Source organism: Psychroserpens sp. AS72 (genome assembly GCF_038900375.1).
Classification (GTDB): domain Bacteria; phylum Bacteroidota; class Bacteroidia; order Flavobacteriales; family Flavobacteriaceae; genus Psychroserpens.
This window is the reverse complement of record NZ_JBBMRC010000003.1, coordinates 217614-236200: the sequence shown is the minus strand read 5'-3', so window position 1 is coordinate 236200 and position 18587 is coordinate 217614. Positions and strand designations below refer to the sequence as shown.

Below are 18587 nucleotides of genomic sequence, written 5' to 3'. Positions count from 1 at the left end.
ACGGTCGATTTTTCGACATTTGAATACAAAAAAATCCCGAGCTTTAGGCTTGGGATTTTTTTGTGAGCTAAAAAGATTCTTTATTATTGATCTGTCATTTCAAAAACCATGAATTCCATCACACGATCTGTAGTTGTGAAATCTGGATTGGAATTTTCAGTATGAAAAGAAGAGTAGAGTACACCTCCATTTCCTAGAGGAAACGTTACAGCCAAATCTTTATTTTCTGAAATCGAAGTTCCACTGTCATCACTATAAATTACAGGACCATTTAACCATGAGGTTGTTGTTTGAGCATCAAAAGATTCTATTACTTGCCAAGATGGTAAAAATTCGTCTATATAGATTGTATCGTCAATACCAATTCCAAAAGTTAATAACCATGCGCTAAGGTCTCCATCTAAAATAGTTGCGGTTGTGCTTAGAGAATTCCCACTTCTTTCAGGTACTAAGAATGAAACAAAATCTGCATTGTTATTGGTAATTGTACCCAACGCTCTAGCAGCCCAATCTGTCGCATATAAATAACCACCATTATTAACATAGTCGTAAAGATTTTGTCCACCATCTAGACTTCCTGTATTGCTTCCGCAGTTGATGAAAATAATATCGTAATTGTCCAGCAATTCAGGATCATTTAAAAACACCTGATAATTAAAATCAACATTAGATGTCAACATAGGATTATTTCTTGCTACACTAAAAGATTCACTATCATTATGTCCATGATTTACGTGATTAGCGTGATTATTTGGATGGCCAATTCTATTAAAGCTCGTACCATCGATGATATCAAATAGCGGTAAACCAGTATCTAGATCCACTAAACCAATGCTATAAAGTATGTTTTCAATATTATCATAATCTCCTGTAACGACTGCTATGCTTGGTATATTTTCAATTCTATACGTATCGAGCATAATGTCTTCTTCAACAGTAATATTTTTTTGTGTTGAGAATAAGCCTTTAGTTAAATTAATGGTGTAATCTCCAACAGGAATAGCCAACGTATATTCGCCATTTGCATTCGTTACGGTTTCAAAAACAACAGTATTATTTTTTACTACGGAAACTTTAGCATTCACAATAGGATCTAAATTGTTAGGTGCTAAGAACCGTCCAGAAACGTCTACATTGTTTGGATTGATGTCATTTGCGTTGTCTTTAGAACAAGAAAATACCAGTAAAAGACAAATAAAAGTGAAGAGTGTTGATTTCATAATAATGGATTGTTGATTAATAGATGTACTGTTCTATTAATATAACAAATTTATTTCTGTTTTTCCTACCTGAGCGGTTGAGATTTAGAATATTAAAGTATACGTAGTTCTACGTATTGACATTGTGCTTTAAAAAAACTAACTTCGCTTATCAACAGATGTAATTCATTGAAACGGAACTATATCTTTGCGTTATCTCTCATTAAAAAAAAATGAACTTCAAATTAATATTAATTATTTTAATTATAATCCCGATTTTCAGTAACGCTCAATGCAACGCAGATTTGAAAAAATACAGTACTGAATTTGAGAGTATAAATTCAAATTCTTTTAAATTTTTCGATGATGTTTTGGAAGATATAAAAATCGTAGGAATTGGCGAGAAAACTCACGGCACTTCTCAATTTACAATTTTGCCTTTTGAGTTGATGAAATACCTTAATCAAGAGCACAATTTTAAAATTTTAATTTTAGAAACAGGATTTAGCGAAGGGGCTTATTTAAATGACTATATACAAGGTAAAAGAGATGATTTAAATTACATAGTTTCGGAAATAAACTCAACTTGGCGTTATAAAACAAAATCTTTTATTAAATATATGCAAGAGATTCGTGCATTCAATGAAATAAACGATAATAAAATTGTGCTATATGGTTGTGAAATGCAATGGGCAAAAAAAGATGTTGACCGTATAAAGGATTATCTTAAGAAAGTCAAATCCAGTTACGAAATCGATGGATTTGAAAAACATCTATGGCAAGAAATAACACTAGCAGAAAAATCTGATTACTATATTTCGTATCATAAATTACGACAATATTTCAATGATAATGAACGACCATTTATTTCAATGACATCAAAAAGTGAATTTGATCTTATAAATCATTGCATAGATATTTTAGGCCAATTCTCAACTGCAATTAATCAAAATGTAGAACAGAGAAAACACGATTTTCGTGAAATTTATATGTTAGAAAATATCGAATGGATTTTAGAATATGAAGGAGTTAATAGCAAGGCTCTTTATTGGGCACATAACGGACACGTAGGAAATATGACCGTTAATAATACAGCTAATTCTACTGGAAGTTTACTAAAAAATGTATTTGCCGAAAAATATTATTCCATAGCTACAGATTTTGGTTCTGGACAGTTTAGAGCATTTTCAGCTGATTGGAAAATGAAAATAAATGACCTTCCACCCATTGAACCTCATAGTTTTACAGCTTGTATAAAAAACTTAAGTAGTAATAATTTATTCATAAATATAAGATTAGCTAAAAACGACGATGAACTAATACCTTTTTTTAAAAATCCAGTAATTATTATGAGTGGAGCAGGTGCACAAGTTAGTCCAAAACCAACAACAACAATGAATATTTCTAAAGAATTTGACGGAATTATATTTTTACAAAAAAGTTCTGCTATAATTTGGATGGAGTAAAAACGAGAGATAACAACGTATAAAAACAATAGGGAAATTGGTGCCTAATCGATTGTTTCAGGCACTTATTCGAGGTCGACAAATTTTTAAATTCGGCTTATGTTTAACCGAATGGTTCGTGCGTTTTTCCGCCCTACTGTTCTCATACAATTCCGATAAGCATAACCCATTATTTATAAAACATAACATTTTAAAATAGTAATAAACTTATTCACCTTTCCTTGACTGCTCCTTCAAAATCTTAACAACCTCTTTACTAAAAGACGTGCTATCTGCCTGCTCACTTTCTTTAGATTTAATATAAGCCTTCTTCTTTTTAAATAAGTCTTGTAATTGAGAAGCGTTCATTTTTCTTTTGTTAGATAAATCTTTAATGATAAATTCCTTTTCAGCAAGGCTTAATCCTCGTAATTCCTTGGGTAATTTGTCATCTGCTATGTTGTCTAGTTTCAACTTTCCGTCGTTATAATCATTAATGATTTCATTGGTGCCATATGATCCTTTTTTACCTACTTTACTGTTTTTATATTCGGCTCGTTTACTATTAGCAGTGGCAGAACCATCGTCATAGACTTTCATAGATTTTTCTTTCTTCATGTAATTGTCTTCACGCTCATCAAGTGTACCGTAATACATTCTTGTATCGTCAATTTCTTTTGAGAGCTCATTGATTTCTTTATCAAAAGGTGTCGCAATCACGTAATCTTTCGCATCTTGATCTAACATAAGGAATTCTCCATTGGTGCATTCAGACATGTTTCTAAAATGAGCAATCGCTTCCTGACAACTATTACCTAATTTTATAGTGTTGATGATAATGCCTTTTTCGGCTGCGAGTTTGCAGCTTTCAGTGTATTTGACATCATCTTGATAATCCATGTGTGGCGGACAATCGCCAACCACAAATATCGTTTTATACGTGTTTCTGTCTGTAGACCATTTCATATTTGTAATAGATTCATGCAAAGCTTGATTGACGCTTTCTGGTGTGTCGCCTCCACCATCTGCGCTCATTTCTAACAAATCTGCATAGACGTCATCTAAATCTGTTGTGATAGCAATTTGTCTCGTCACAAACGTATCGCCTCGATCTCTGTAAAAAACCATTCCCATTTTTAAAGTATCGACGTCATTACTTTGTGCTAACTCAGTTACAATATCCCAGATCTTTTCTTTTGCTGTACCTATGAGTCCGCTCATACTGCCAGTTGCATCTAAGCAAAATACGATTTCGGTATTTTTTGTGGGTTTGGTATTGATTTGTGTAGTTGCTGAAACTTTAGAAGCATCTGCTAAGTCTTTATTTGAGTTTTTGTTGGTTTCATTTTTACAATTAAGAAGTAAAAGGAATACGAGTAGAAAGCTGATTTTTTTGATCATGAGATTAGAATTTTCGTGAAAGGTATAACAGCGATTTAGGATTTGAAACCTTAAACTAGCAAACGAACGACTATAATTAGTAAACGTGATGTTTGGATGAGTAAACGGGTAGAATTAATTAGGGAAGTGAAATCTTGAGCTTTTGATTGGCGATTTTTTGTTTAAAACGATTAACTTCGTTTTTGTCTTAATAAAGAATACTTCATATTTAAACAACTAACTAGAATTATAAAACCAAAACCCAATGAACGAAAGTCAAATCAACAAAAAATTAGAAAGAAAAATTAATTTCCTTACTGCTTATGCTTTTTTGAGTGCACTAATTATTGCTTTTTTTGCATTTAGTAGTTTTAGTGATAAAGATAGAAATGAAGAATATGATGAACTCATAGTTAAAAAAATTACGGTTATAGGTGAAGATAATTTGCCTCGTATGGTTTTAAGTAATGAAAGCAGACAACATCCTGGTAGAATGAATGGTAAAGAATGGGAACAAAGAGAACGTCCATCAGGACTTATTTTCTTTAATAACCAAGGCGATGAGTGTGGAGGTTTGGTATATCAAACAAAAGAGAAAGACGGGAAAGTCATGTCTGGAATGTCTTTTACTATGGATAATTATAAAGACGACCAAGTATTACAAATACTAAACGATGAATATTATAAAGATGGTAAGGCTTATATTAAAAGAGGGATTTCAATTAATCAATTTCCAGTAGGATCTAATGTAGATGAAAGAAATGACAAGCTTAAAGTCTTAAGAATGATAGAAGATGAAAAAGAACGAAAAGAGAAAATCAATGAATTAATGGAAAAAGAAGGATCTGTAAACCGTTTGTTTATTGGGAAAACAAAAGGGAACAGCTCAGGACTATTTTTATCTGGACCTGATGGGTCTCCAAAAATGATGATTTACGTTGATGAGAATGGTGAACCTAAAATTCAAACCTTTGGAGACGATGGAGAAATCAAGGACTTCCTTGTAAATAATTAAATCTAACACATCATACGTTATATAGTAATTGCGGATTCTCATATTTGATTTTTTCTTCGGAAAAGGATCATATGAAAATCCGCGGTTTTTTGTGAGCGAGTAATAATCGTTATACAAGTTTAGATGAAAATCATTTCAAAAATAATATTCCAACTATTACACTAATTAACTACATTTGCACCTGCTTGCCAGCAGGCAAGCTCGCAGAAAAAAAAACATAAAAATTTAATAACAAGGTTCCCTTTTTTAAGGGAACGAAAAACAAGTTTTTCGATGAAAGCTGGAATTGTAGGATTACCAAACGTAGGAAAATCAACCTTATTTAACTGTTTATCTAATGCAAAGGCGCAAAGTGCAAACTTTCCGTTTTGTACAATAGAACCTAATATTGGTGTGGTGAATGTACCAGATCCAAGACTTCAAAAATTAGAAGAATTAGTAAACCCAGAACGAGTGTTGCCAGCAACTGTAGAGATTGTAGATATCGCAGGATTGGTAAAAGGAGCTAGTAAAGGTGAAGGTTTAGGAAATCAGTTTTTAGGAAACATTCGTGAAACAGATGCGATTCTTCATGTATTGCGTTGTTTTGATAATGATAATATCGTTCATGTTGATGGTAATGTAGATCCTATTAGAGATAAGGAAACTATCGATATGGAATTACAGCTTAAAGATTTAGAGACTGTAGATAAAAAATTAGATAAAGTAAAGCGTGCTGCTAAAACAGGAAATAAAGAAGCTCAAAAAGAAGAAGCGGTTTTATTAAAACTCAAAGCAGGATTAGAGGCTGGAAAATCAGTAAGAGCATTAGAGTTTAGCGATGAAGATTTAGAAGAATTTGTAAAACCAGCTCAATTAATTACAGCAAAACCAGTAATGTACGTTTGTAACGTAGATGAAGGAAGTGCAGTAAACGGAAATGCATACGTTGATTTAGTTAGAGAAAACGTAAAAGACGAAAATGCTGAGGTTTTAGTTTTAGCAGTAGGTACAGAAGCAGATATTACAGAGTTAGACGATTTTGAAGAGCGTCAAATGTTTTTAGCAGATATAGGATTAGACGAAGCAGGATCTGCAAAGTTGATTCGTTCTGCATATAAGTTATTAAATCAGCAAACATATTTCACAGCAGGTGTTAAAGAAGTTCGTGCTTGGACAGTTAATGTTGGAGCAACAGGACCACAAGCTGCAGGAGTGATTCATACCGATTTTGAAAAAGGATTCATTAGAGCAGAAGTGATCGCTTATGATGATTACGTGCAGTATGGTAGCGAAGCTAAAGTTAAAGAAGCTGGTAAAATGCGAGTAGAAGGTAAGAACTACGTCGTTAAAGATGGTGATGTAATGCATTTCTTATTTAATGTGTAATCACTTATAATGCTAATTGCAACAATTAAATCTAATAGATTTCCTGAATTAAATAATCTAAATAATCTCCCAATTTTTGGAGGTACTTTAATTGCATGTGCAGCGATGTTGCCAATGTTTGCTATACAAGAATTAGCTCAAGTGATTTTAGGTAAAAGTCAAATATTTGATTTAAGTGTCACTTTTTTCTTGAATAATTTACTGTTTCATCTTTTTCTAATCATAGCTTTTGATATTCGAATAAGACTGTTTTTTATTCCGTCAACTATGTTTTGTCTCATTTGTATGATTTATAATTACTTCAGAGAATATGATTTGATAGTATCAATACTGAATTCATAGATGCCAACAATAGAAATCAAAACTCACATTTCCGCAGATATTCAAACCTGTTTTGATTTAGCGCGAAATATTGATTTCCACAAAGCATCGATGGAACAATCCAACGAGAAAACTGTTGCAGGTAAAACTTCTGGCTTAATTGGGTTAGGAGAATGGGTGACTTGGGAAGCCAAACACTTCGGTATTGAACAACAGCTGACATCAAAAATTACTGAGTTTGAAAGTCCGCATCGTTTTGTTGACGAACAGGTAAAAGGAGCCTTTAAAAGCTTTAAGCATGAGCATGTATTCATTTCCGAAGAAAAAGGAAAAACACTTATGATTGATGTTTTCGAATTTCAATCGCCTTATGGTGTCTTCGGAAAATTAGCCAACTTCATATTTTTGAAACGTTACATGACCAATTTGCTAACGACGAGAAATTCATTTATAAAGCAAAAAGCGGAAGAATTAGCTCAAATAAGCTAAAACCCTTGGGTTCTCAACAATATTAAAGTGGTATTGTTAATTACTTTGTGCCATCACTATTTCATTTTTTATAGCGTTACCTTATATTAGCTGTCTATCTAAATTTTTCAACCTTTTATGTCTCAAGAAACCAAATATACCGAAGATAATATACGCTCGCTCGATTGGAAAGAACACATCCGAATGCGACCAGGAATGTATATTGGTAAATTAGGTGATGGCTCTTCTCCAGATGATGGAATTTATATTTTAGTAAAAGAAGTTCTTGATAACTCTATTGATGAGTATGTCATGGGAGCAGGAAAGACGATAGAGATTTCCATTCAAGGTAATAAAGTTATTGTTAGAGATTATGGTCGTGGTATTCCATTAGGGAAAGTCGTAGATGTGGTTTCTAAAATGAATACTGGTGGAAAGTACGATTCTCGTGCGTTTAAAAAGTCGGTTGGTTTAAATGGAGTTGGTACCAAAGCAGTAAATGCCTTATCTAATTATTTTAGAGTAGAATCTACACGTGATGGCAAATCTGCTTCGGCAGAGTTTGAGCAAGGTAATTTAATGAGTCAAGACTTGTTAGATGATACCTCAAGACGAAAAGGAACAAAAGTCTCTTTTATACCTGATGAAGCCATTTTTAAAAATTACAAATATCGCAATGAGTATGTTTCAAAAATGCTCAAATACTATGTGTATTTAAATCCAGGATTAACCATCGTTTTTAATGGCGAAAAGTTTTATAGTGAAAACGGACTTAAAGATTTATTGTCTGATAATATTAACGAATCAGATCGACTATACGATATTATCCATTTAAAAGGTGATGATATTGAGATTGCACTTACTCATAGTAAAACGCAATACAGTGAAGAATATCACAGTTTTGTTAACGGACAAAATACAACGCAAGGTGGTACGCATTTAGCAGCTTTTAGAGAAGCAATTGTGAAAACGATTCGTGATTTCTATGGAAAAAACTATGAAGCGTCTGATATTCGTAAATCGATAGTTACAGCTATTGCCATAAAAGTAATGGAACCTGTTTTTGAAAGTCAGACGAAAACAAAACTAGGATCTACAGATATGGGAGGCGATCTGCCAACCGTTAGAACGTATATCAATGATTTCTTAAAACGCTATCTCGATAATTACTTGCATAAAAACCCTGAGGCTGCGGAAAAGATCCAACGTAAGATCCTTCAGGCAGAACGTGAGCGTAAAGAGCTTTCAGGAATTAGAAAACTAGCAAAAGATAGAGCTAAGAAAGCGAACCTTCACAATAAGAAATTAAGAGATTGTAGAGTTCATTTTGGAGATACTAAAAATGAACGTAATCTAGAAACGACCTTATTTATTACTGAGGGAGATTCTGCATCTGGTAGTATTACAAAATCTAGAGATGTGAATACTCAGGCGGTTTTCAGCTTAAAAGGAAAACCATTAAACTGTTATGGTTTAAGTAAAAAGATTGTTTATGAAAATGAAGAATTTAACCTTTTACAAGCAGCATTAAATATAGAGGAATCTTTAGAAGATTTGCGTTACAATAATGTAGTTATTGCAACAGATGCCGATGTTGATGGTATGCATATTAGATTATTATTGATAACATTCTTTTTACAATTCTTTCCAGAAGTGATAAAGGATGGTCATTTATATATTCTACAAACACCTTTGTTTAGAGTACGTAATAAGAAGAAGACTATTTATTGTTATTCGGAAGAAGAAAGACGCGACGCGTTAGAAGAGTTAAAACCAAAACCAGAAATCACCCGATTTAAAGGTCTTGGTGAAATCTCACCAGATGAATTTGTACATTTTATTGGAGATGACATACGTTTGGATCCTGTCATGTTAGATAAAGACATGTCTATTGAAGAGCTATTATCTTTCTATATGGGAAAAAACACACCAACACGTCAGGAGTTTATTATTGATAATTTAAAAGTTGAATTAGATATCATAGAAGAATAATGAGAACCAATAATTCTAAAGTTAAAAACACCATCATATCAGTCTATTTTATATTGATAGTCTTGGCTATTGTTTTTGCTACGGTTTTCAAAATGTTTTCTGATGAGGAAGCTAACCCAACAATTGTGTTTTTGAGCATTGCGTTTGGTTTTGCAGCTCTCTTTTTTTTGGTGCATTTTATATCAAAATATTTTGAATATGACAGTGATGGCTTAAAGGTTGTGGTTACAAATCGAGGTTTATTGTTGTCTGATAATTTTAATTACAGAGAAAAAGTTTTAGAATTTGAAAAGAAGGATTTGTATGCGTATAAATTCCGAAATTTTATAGTCTACAAAACCTTAACTTTTTACATAAAAGATAGTCGTGATAAGAAAAAACAAGTCGTTTTTAATGTCACGTTGGTGCCAAGAAAAAAGAGACGATACATAAGACAATCATTAAGTAAAATGATTAAGACAAATAAAAATTCCCAATAAATTAATGAGTGAAGATAACACTAACGATATAGTAGACAATCAGGACGAACCACAAGAAAGCATCACCAGAGTTACTGGTATGTTTAAGGATTGGTTTCTTGATTATGCGTCCTATGTGATTCTTGAACGTGCAGTACCAGCAATTGAAGATGGGTTTAAACCTGTACAAAGACGAATCATGCACTCTATGAAAGATTTAGATGATGGTCGTTATAATAAGGTCGCCAATATTGTTGGACATACGATGCAGTATCATCCTCATGGAGATGCAAGTATTGCAGATGCGATGGTCCAAATTGGTCAAAAAGATTTATTGATTGATACACAAGGAAACTGGGGAAATATTCTAACAGGAGATAGAGCAGCAGCTGCTCGTTATATCGAAGCTCGAATTTCTAAATTTGGTTTGGATGTTGTTTATAATCCTAAAATTACAGAGTGGCAAGCCAGTTATGATGGTCGTCGTAAAGAACCAGTAAATCTTCCTGTAATGTTTCCTTTATTACTAGCTCAAGGAGGTGAAGGGATTGCAGTAGGTTTATCTACAAAAATTTTACCTCATAATTTTATTGAACTTATTGATGCGTCTGTAAAGCATCTCCAAGGAAAACGATTTACAATATATCCAGATTTTCCAACGGCAGGAATTGCAGATATTTCTAATTATAACGACGGACTTAGAGGTGGTAAAGTAAGAGTGCGTGCAAAAATCTCTCAATTAGATAAAAACACGCTTGTTATTACTGAAATTCCTTTTGGTACAAATACGTCTTCTTTAATCGATTCTATCCTTAAAGCGAACGACAAAGGGAAAATTAAGATTAAGAAAATTGAAGATAATACAGCTGCAAATGTTGAAATTCTAATTCATTTACCTGGTGGAATTTCACCAGACAAAACCATTGATGCGTTATATGCATTCACCAATTGTGAATCATCAATATCACCATTAGGATGTGTTATTGAAGATAATAAACCTTTATTTGTTGGTGTAACTGAAATGTTGAGACGTTCTACAGATCTCACGGTTCAATTACTTAAAAGTGAACTAGAAATTAAGCTTGGTGAGTTTGAAGAGCAATGGCATTTTGCATCTTTAGAGCGTATTTTTATTGAAAAGCGTATCTATCGTGATATTGAAGAAGAAGAAACTTGGGATGGTGTGATTAATGCAATTGATAAAGGGTTACAGCCTCATATCAAACATTTAAAACGTGCCATTACTGTTGAAGATATTACACGTTTAACCGAAATTAGAATTAAGCGTATTTCAAAATTTGATATTGATAAAGCACAACAAAAAATTGATGCGCTAGAAGATCAAATTGCTGAGGTAAAGCATCACCTAGCAAATCTTATCGCTTATGCAATTGCTTATTTTGAACGTCTTAAAAAAGAATATGGAGAAGGACGCGAGCGCAAAACCGAATTAAGAGCATTTGAAGATGTAGATGCTGCAAAAGTGATTATCAGAAATACAAAACTATACGTTAATAGAGCCGAAGGTTTTATAGGTACTTCATTGCGTAGAGATGAATATGTTTGCGATTGTAGTGATATTGATGATATCATTGTATTTACCAATGATGGTAAAATGATGGTTACCAAAGTAGATAGTAAAACATTTATTGGTAAAGATATTATTCATGTTGCAGTCTTTAAAAAGAAAGATAAGCGTACCATTTATAATATGATTTATCGTGATGGTGCAAAAGGAGCAACGTTTGTGAAACGTTTTGCTGTCACATCCATAACTCGAGATAAGGAATACGATTTAACTAATGGAACAAAAGGTTCTAAGTTGTGGTACTTCTCTGCAAATCCAAATGGAGAAGCTGAGGTGATTACTATATTTTTACGTCAGGTTGGTAGTATTAAAAAGTTGAAATGGGATTTAGATTTCGCCGAAGTTTTAATCAAAGGTCGTGCGTCTAAAGGAAACAGAGTTACGAAGCATCCTGTTAAAAAAATTGAGCTTAAAGAAAAAGGAGTCTCCACATTAAAACCTCGTAAAATTTGGTTTGATGATACAGTTCAGCGTCTTAATGTAGATGAACGAGGAGACCTCATAGGTGAGTTTAGAGGTGAGGACCATTTACTGATTATTACACAATCTGGTACTGTAAAAACTATTTTACCAGAATTGAGTACACATTTTGATGATGATATGATTGTTTTAGAAAAATGGATTCCGAAGAAACCTATTTCTGTCATATATTATAATGGTGAAAAAGAAATGTACTACGTCAAACGTTTCTTAATAGAAAATGAAGGTCGTGAAGAATCGTTTATTTCTGAGCATCCAAATTCTCAATTAGAAATTGTGTCTACCGATTGGAAACCAATGGCAGAAATTGAGTTTAAGAAAGAACGTGGTAAAGATCGCAAAGACAATGAGACAATAAATCTTGAAGAATTTATCTCAATCAAAGGGCTTACGGCTTTAGGAAATCAATTAACCAAAGAGAAAATCAATCAGGTGAGTTTATTAGAACCATTACCTTATGAAGCTCCAGAAGAAGTGCCTGCAGCAGAGATTGAGGTTGTTGATGAAACAGTTGAAAAATCTTCAGACGAAAAAGAGAGTCGTCCAATTTCCGAAGAAAAACAAGATTCTACATCTAAAGATACTAAAGACGACAACACAGACGATGATATGGATATCGATGAGAAAGGACAGGTGACTTTGTTTTAAAAGTGATATTTATCATTTTTTAGGAATATTAATTACTGTTCATTTGTTTTAACATTTTTTAACGTAACTATTGTAAGAATTTATGATATGTAGCGTTCTTATGTTGGTAAACAACTAAATTAAATCAAAATGAAAAGTAATATTCTAGTTACTTTGCTCATGCTTTTTTCTATATCTACATTTTCTCAAGAATGGATAACAGATTTTGAAACAGCAAAAACTTCTGCTAAAGAGAGTCATAAAAAAATAGTATTGGTTTTTCAAGGGTCAGATTGGTGTGCGCCTTGTATCAAGTTAGACAGAGAAATTTGGGCTACAGAGGCCTTTAAAACGTATTCAAAAGAGCATTTTGTAATGTTAAAAGCAGATTTTCCGAAGCGGAAGAAAAATGCTTTAACTGAAAAACAACAAGCACATAACGACAAATTAGCTGAAGCTTATAACAAAAATGGATACTTCCCTTATGTTGTAGTTTTAGATGAGAACGGTAAGGTTTTAGGATCTACAGGTTATAAAAAAATAGTACCTACAGAGTATATCAAGATTTTAGAGTCATTTAAATCCTAGGGATTTTGAAAAATCTATCTATAATTATTTTAGTGTTGTTTCTCTATTTTCAAGCAGGAGCACAAATTACTCATAAGCGAACTTTGAAGCTTATGGGAAGCCGATTTGATATTACTGTCGTCGCAAAAGATACAATTTTAGCTGATAGTTATATTGATTTGGCAGTGTCGGAAATCACAAGAATAGAACAATTAATTTCCTCATGGGATCCAAAGTCACAAACTTCTGAAATTAATAAAAATGCAGGTGTAAAACCTGTAGTCGTTGATAAAGAACTTTTTGATTTAATACAGAGAGCACAGTCAATTTCGAAATTAACAGATGGTGCTTTTGATATTTCATATGCTTCAATGGATAAGATTTGGAAGTTTGATGGTAGTATGTCCCAAATGCCTTCGGAAGCAGATATTAAAATTTCCGTAGAAAAAGTAGGCTACAAAAATATCGTTCTAGATGCTTCTAAGTCTTCAGTTTATCTTCGGAAAAAGGGAATGAAAATAGGTTTTGGAGCCATAGGAAAAGGTTATGCAGCAGATAAAGCGAAAGCTCTTTTGATAGAAAAGGGTGTTGTATCTGGAATTATTAATGCTTCTGGTGATATGAATACTTGGGGAAATCAAATTAATGGTGAAGAATGGAAAGTTGCTATTACCAATCCGTTAGATAAAAACAAAGCATTTGCATTGCTGCCAATAACCAATGGAGCAGTAGTGACCTCTGGTAATTATGAAAAGCAAGTGACATTTAATGGTATACGTTATTCTCATATTATTGATCCAAGAACTGGATATCCATCTTCAGGAATTGTAAGTGTTACTGTTTTTGCCCCAAAAGCAGAACTGGCAGATGCTTTGGCTACTTCTGTTTTTGTAATGGGAAAAGATGTTGGTTTAAATAGAATTAATCAATTACCAAATATAGAATGTATAATAATTGATGAAAAAGGAAATCTTTTTACGTCTAATAGCATAGAAATCAATAAAATATGATCAAAAGAATAGTATTACTTGTGATGGTGTTAACATTGTCAACATCATGTGTTGTGGTGAAAGAATATGAAAAAGTCAACTTAAATGATCCAGACATGGTTTTGGCTGATAAAAAAGTAGATCGAAATATATCAACTGCACATTCTTACCGAGAAGCAGCATCTGGAGCAAATGGAGGGAAAACGGGAGGAGGTTGCGGTTGCAACTAAATAGTTAAAAAAGAAAGATTTGAAATATATAAGTTTTATAGTTCTATCAGTTTTGTCAATTCAATTGGCAATAGGACAAGCACCAGATTCTACTCAAGTTTACAAAAAACGAGTCTTAGAATCAACTGAAATTGAGTTTCTATCTAGTTATTATAACCAAGATGGTGATAATGCTGCTGTAAGTGGAGGAATAGGGTCTGAGGAATTAACAGATGTTACCGCTACATTTATTGTATCGATACCTTTAAACGATGACGATGTTTTAACAATTGATGCAGGAATTTCTGCATATACATCAGCATCTTCAAGTAATGTTGATCCTTTTGATGGAAGTAATCCTGCAGATCCATTTGTAGCAAGTTCTGGAGCATCTCAATCTGATTTATGGTCCAATTTGACAGGTTCTTATAGTCATAGCTCAGATGATAGAAATGATATTTGGTCTGCAAAACTATCTGTTTCTGCAGAGTATGATTATTTTTCAGTTGGAGTTGGAGGTAGTTACACTAAACTTTTTAATGAGAAGAATACCGAAATTAGTATTAATGGTAATATTTACTTAGATACCTGGAACGCTTTATATCCAACAGAATTAAGACCATTTGAAGTCGGCGGAAATGGTTTGAATAGTAATTTGTTTACTCAAAACACAATTACAGGTAACACTAATTATAATCCCAATTTTACAGCTTTTGATAACGAAGGTAGAAATACCTATGCTTTAGGCTTTGGCTTTTCTCAAATTTTATCTAAAAACCTTCAAGGATCGTTGGCTTTAGATCTAGTTAAGCAAGATGGTTTGCTGTCAACACCATTTCAACGTGTGTATTTTAGTGATATAGCAGATTCTTTTATTGATAATTTTCAATTAGCAGATGATATTGAGCGTTTACCAGATACAAGATCTAAAATTGCTGTAGGAGGACGACTCAATTATTACATTAATGAAACATTTGTAGTTAGAACGTTTTATCGTTATTATACTGATGATTGGGGAATTAAATCTCATACAGCAAGTGTAGAGGTGCCAATAAAAATAACTGATAAATTTACGTTGTATCCATCTTATCGTTTCTATAATCAAACTGCTGCAGATTATTTTGATGTCTATGAAGGACATTTGTCAACAAATGAGTTTTACACCTCAGATTATGATTTGTCAAAATATTCTGCCAATCAATTTAGTTTTGGAGCATCTTATACAGATATCTTTACTAAGTTCCATATTTGGAATTTAGGTCTAAAAAGTATTGATTTAAAATACACACAGTATGATAGAAACAATACATTGAGCGCCAATATTATAACGGCTGGATTTAAATTTGTTTTGGATTAGTTATTCTGAGATTTCTTCTTACTTAACTTGTAATTTAACATCTCTACAAACAATGAGAATGCAATAGCAAAATACAAGTATCCTTTTGGTATAGCTCCAACCTTGTTGCCAAAGAATTCTGTGTTAGACAAGTGAGCAGCTTCGGTAATTAGCATAAATCCAATTAAAATCAAGAAAGCTAGTCCTAGCATTTGAATACTTGGATTTGAATCTATAAACTTTCTAATTGGATTAGCAAAACCAATCATAATTGCAATTGAAATCATTACAGCAATAATCATTAAGACTAATGTGTAATTGTGATTTGGGTGTAAACCGTTTGTCATTCCTACAGCTGTGAGGATAGAGTCTATAGAAAATATAAAATCAATAATCATTATTTGAACTATAGCATTTGATAGCGATTTTATTTTTTTACCTTTTATTTGATCTTCATCATGTTCTGGATGTGTTACTTTTTCTCTAATTTCAGACGTGCTCTTATAAATTAAAAATAATCCTCCAGCAAATAGTATAATAGCTTGCCAACTGATGTGAAGTTGAATCCAGCTGTTCTCTAAATTGTAAAAAGGTTCTGATAAACCTACAAGAAATGACACAAAAAATAACAAAATGATACGTTGTACCATCGCTAATAGTAAACCAATATTAGTAGCTTTCCCTCTTTGGTTTTCAGGAAGTTTATTGGCTGCTATAGATATAAAAACAATATTGTCAATCCCTAAAATAATTTCTAAGAATGTCAATGTTATCAATGCCATTATTGCATCACTAGTAAGTAAGAAATCTAACATGCTATTTTGTATTACTTTATTTTTTTTGCTGTTCCTTTTTCAATTCGTTTCTTTTTAAAAGCGTCTTTTACTGCTAATTGGTATTCAAAAGTGTAAGAATCTTTAGTAGTTGAGAGTATTTTAAAATGAATTGCATTTTCTTCAGATTTGTTTTTCGGATTTATTTTCTTCTGAATAAACTCACAATCATTAATCCATCGTACAGAAGCAGAATCTACTTTATTCTCATAATAATCGATGTTTAAAGTTTCTGTACGAACAAATGTCCCTGTTTTTTCAATACCATCTACAGCATAGTCAAACTGAAAAGTCCCTGTTTTGAAATCTGAGCAATGTCTTTCGGTTTGAAAGCAACTTAAACATAGTAAAGTTAATAGCAGGAGTAAAAATTTTTGCATTTATACTGTTTTATACAAATTTACAAAACAGATCCTGATTATCGTGAGTAGCGTATTTGAAAATTTATAAAAGATTAAGACGAATGCTCAAAATTTTTGAAAGTACCATCTTTATAAAAAATTACGATGCGTTCAATTTTTTTGTCTGCGGAAATTGAATCACTCAAAATTTGAGAATTTGATTCTGGATTTGTACTTAAATTTTCTTTTGGTTTAGAAATTTGAATTTTTTCATTCTCATTTTTTTGAGCAGGAAAATGTCCTTTGCCATTCATGAGCCAATACAATTCAACTTCCGGAAAGGAGGAAAGTATCTTTAAAACAAAATCCAAACTTGGCTTATTTCTACCTGATAATATGTGCGAAATACTAGAGCGTTGAACGCCTATTTTCTCGGCAAAAGATGATGCAGATTCACCATAGAAATCGATGACTTTTTGAAGTCGTTTTGTAAATTCTTCGTTGTTTATCATTGTAAACGATAAAGTTTAATTTTGTAACGTTACAAATGTAAACATATTGTTTTATAATCCCTACAAATATATATTAAACATGTTGCATTGTTAAATAATAACTTTACGATAAATCAAATAAAATACTGAAATACAAATAGTTAGTGATAAAATATCTTTTTCATTGCATTTTTTTCAATCACTAGTGGGATAGCTCTGTAAAATTGTAAACAAAACCGATATTTTAAACTAGTTTGCTTAATTAATTGTGTTTACAATTGTAAATTATCAAATGTTTACCTTTGTGGTTCTTAGATCATAATGATGCAGATAAAAACATTAAAATCACTTTTCAAAACTCATAAAGAATCCTCTCTTTTTGGGAGATATATTCAAGCTAAAAACATAGCTCCACTTTTAAATAAATTGAAAGAGAAAATGGAGATACATGAAGTTGGATTGTCTGTAAATGGATTACCAATTCAGACTATCACTTTTGGTTCAGGAGATAAAAAAATATTAATGTGGTCTCAAATGCATGGAAATGAAAGCACAACTACTAAAGCTGTTTTTGACATGCTTAATGTGTTTTTGGAAGATGATATAGATACCAAACATATTTTAAATACTTGTAAAATCTGTATTATTCCTATGCTTAATCCTGATGGAGCACAGTTATATACACGCTTAAATGCAAATGAAATTGATTTAAATAGAGATGCTCAAGAGTTGTCGCAACCCGAAAGTGTTGTGTTGCGTACCGTTTTTGAGGGTTTTAAGCCACATTTTTGTTTTAATCTTCATGGTCAACGTACCATTTTTAGTGCTGGTAATACCAATAAATCTGCAACAGTGTCATTTCTTGCTCCTGCTCAAGATGAAGATAGAGCAGTGACTTCTAATAGGAAAATTGCTATGGAGATTATTTCTGTAATGAATAACAATCTTCAGTCACAAATACCAAATCAGGTTGGGATTTATGATGATGGTTTTAATATTAACTGTGTAGGTGATACATTTCAAGCTGCAAATGTTCCAACGGTTCTTTTTGAAGCAGGTCATTATGCTAATGATTATAATAGAGAGTATACACGTGAATTTATTTTCCAGTCATTATTAGTTTCGCTAGATTATATAGCATTAAATACAATTATTGGTGAACACTACAAACCATATTTAGAAATTCCTCAAAATGAAAAATTGTTTTTTGATATCATTATTAGAAATACAAATGCTCAGGATATTGCTATTCAATATAAAGAAACATTAATAGGGAGTGAACTCATTTTTGTGCCAAAAATTGAACAAATTTCAGATTTAAGCGATTTTTTTGCTCATAAAGAGATAGATGCCAATGGTTATGAGGTCTTTGGAGAAAATAATACTATGTTAAAAGTAGGTATCGAAATCGTTTTCGTTGTGATAAATAATGAAATAATCTCACTTAAAGTGTAAAATAATCCATTTTTTGTGAGATATC

The 18587-nt window shown here is 32.2% G+C and carries 18 protein-coding genes; 13 read left to right on the top strand and 5 right to left on the bottom strand.

Features of this window, described 5'->3' with window-relative positions; genetic code table 11:
- Positions 1 to 83 precede the first annotated feature (83 nt).
- On the bottom strand, positions 84 to 1220 hold the full coding sequence (locus tag WNY78_RS07250) for a carboxypeptidase-like regulatory domain-containing protein (protein WP_342872532.1): 1137 nt from the start codon (positions 1218 to 1220) through the stop codon (positions 84 to 86).
- Positions 1221 to 1432: 212 nt separating this feature from the next.
- Between WNY78_RS07250 and WNY78_RS07245 the strand changes: the two genes are divergently transcribed.
- Complete coding sequence (locus WNY78_RS07245) at positions 1433 to 2665, top strand: erythromycin esterase family protein (RefSeq protein WP_342872531.1); 1233 nt, start codon at positions 1433 to 1435, stop codon at positions 2663 to 2665.
- A gap of 207 nt (positions 2666 to 2872) precedes the next feature.
- Here the strand turns inward: WNY78_RS07245 and WNY78_RS07240 are convergent, their stop codons facing one another.
- Entirely contained in the window at positions 2873 to 4045 is a 1173-nt protein-coding gene (locus tag WNY78_RS07240; RefSeq protein WP_342872530.1) for a vWA domain-containing protein, read from the bottom strand.
- A 244-nt stretch (positions 4046 to 4289) separates the two neighbouring features.
- Here WNY78_RS07240 and WNY78_RS07235 point away from each other — a divergent pair, with 244 nt between their 5' ends.
- The 11 genes from WNY78_RS07235 (at position 4290) to WNY78_RS07185 (ending at position 15463) form a co-directional block, all read left to right on the top strand.
- Positions 4290 to 5039, top strand: coding sequence for a hypothetical protein (locus WNY78_RS07235; protein ID WP_342872529.1), 750 nt, complete (start codon positions 4290 to 4292; stop codon positions 5037 to 5039).
- Between the two features lie 273 nt (positions 5040 to 5312).
- Entirely contained in the window at positions 5313 to 6407 is a 1095-nt protein-coding gene (gene ychF, locus WNY78_RS07230) for a redox-regulated ATPase YchF (protein WP_342872528.1), read from the top strand.
- Between the two features lie 9 nt (positions 6408 to 6416).
- Complete coding sequence (locus tag WNY78_RS07225; protein WP_342872527.1) at positions 6417 to 6749, top strand: hypothetical protein; 333 nt, start codon at positions 6417 to 6419, stop codon at positions 6747 to 6749.
- A complete protein-coding gene (locus WNY78_RS07220) occupies positions 6750 to 7217 on the top strand; it encodes an SRPBCC family protein (protein ID WP_342872526.1) in 468 nt (155 codons plus the stop codon).
- Positions 7218 to 7334: 117 nt separating this feature from the next.
- Entirely contained in the window at positions 7335 to 9188 is a 1854-nt protein-coding gene (locus WNY78_RS07215) for a DNA topoisomerase IV subunit B (RefSeq protein WP_342872525.1), read from the top strand.
- Positions 9188 to 9667, top strand: a complete 480-nt coding sequence (locus tag WNY78_RS07210; RefSeq protein ID WP_342872524.1) for a hypothetical protein — start codon at positions 9188 to 9190, stop codon at positions 9665 to 9667. The genes WNY78_RS07215 and WNY78_RS07210 overlap by 1 nt, the downstream gene beginning before the upstream one ends.
- Positions 9668 to 9671: 4 nt before the next feature.
- Positions 9672 to 12362, top strand: a complete 2691-nt coding sequence (locus tag WNY78_RS07205; RefSeq protein ID WP_342872523.1) for a DNA gyrase/topoisomerase IV subunit A — start codon at positions 9672 to 9674, stop codon at positions 12360 to 12362.
- Between the two features lie 129 nt (positions 12363 to 12491).
- Positions 12492 to 12929 (top strand): thioredoxin family protein, encoded by a 438-nt coding sequence (locus tag WNY78_RS07200; protein WP_342872522.1) that lies wholly within the window; start codon positions 12492 to 12494, stop codon positions 12927 to 12929.
- A gap of 5 nt (positions 12930 to 12934) precedes the next feature.
- On the top strand, positions 12935 to 13918 hold the full coding sequence (locus WNY78_RS07195) for an FAD:protein FMN transferase (protein WP_342872521.1): 984 nt from the start codon (positions 12935 to 12937) through the stop codon (positions 13916 to 13918).
- Positions 13915 to 14127 carry a DUF4266 domain-containing protein gene (locus tag WNY78_RS07190; protein ID WP_342872520.1) on the top strand — a complete coding sequence of 71 codons (213 nt, stop codon included), beginning with the start codon at positions 13915 to 13917 and terminating at the stop codon, positions 14125 to 14127. Before WNY78_RS07195 ends, WNY78_RS07190 begins: the two co-directional genes overlap by 4 nt.
- Before the next feature lie 52 nt (positions 14128 to 14179).
- On the top strand, positions 14180 to 15463 hold the full coding sequence (locus WNY78_RS07185; protein ID WP_342872834.1) for a DUF3570 domain-containing protein: 1284 nt from the start codon (positions 14180 to 14182) through the stop codon (positions 15461 to 15463).
- Here the strand turns inward: WNY78_RS07185 and WNY78_RS07180 are convergent.
- From WNY78_RS07180 to WNY78_RS07170, 3 genes are all read right to left on the bottom strand, one after another.
- On the bottom strand, positions 15460 to 16257 hold the full coding sequence (locus tag WNY78_RS07180) for a TerC family protein (RefSeq protein ID WP_342872519.1): 798 nt from the start codon (positions 16255 to 16257) through the stop codon (positions 15460 to 15462). The two genes, WNY78_RS07185 and WNY78_RS07180, sit on opposite strands and share 4 nt — an antisense overlap.
- 11 nt (positions 16258 to 16268) lie before the next feature.
- Positions 16269 to 16655, bottom strand: a complete 387-nt coding sequence (locus tag WNY78_RS07175; RefSeq protein ID WP_342872518.1) for a hypothetical protein — start codon at positions 16653 to 16655, stop codon at positions 16269 to 16271.
- A gap of 74 nt (positions 16656 to 16729) precedes the next feature.
- On the bottom strand, positions 16730 to 17128 hold the full coding sequence (locus tag WNY78_RS07170) for a helix-turn-helix transcriptional regulator (protein ID WP_342872517.1): 399 nt from the start codon (positions 17126 to 17128) through the stop codon (positions 16730 to 16732).
- A gap of 300 nt (positions 17129 to 17428) precedes the next feature.
- On the opposite strand from WNY78_RS07170, the gene WNY78_RS07165 reads away from it, so the two are divergent.
- Positions 17429 to 18562 carry a M14 family zinc carboxypeptidase gene (locus tag WNY78_RS07165; protein ID WP_342872516.1) on the top strand — a complete coding sequence of 378 codons (1134 nt, stop codon included), beginning with the start codon at positions 17429 to 17431 and terminating at the stop codon, positions 18560 to 18562.
- The last annotated feature ends 25 nt before the right edge of the window (positions 18563 to 18587 follow it).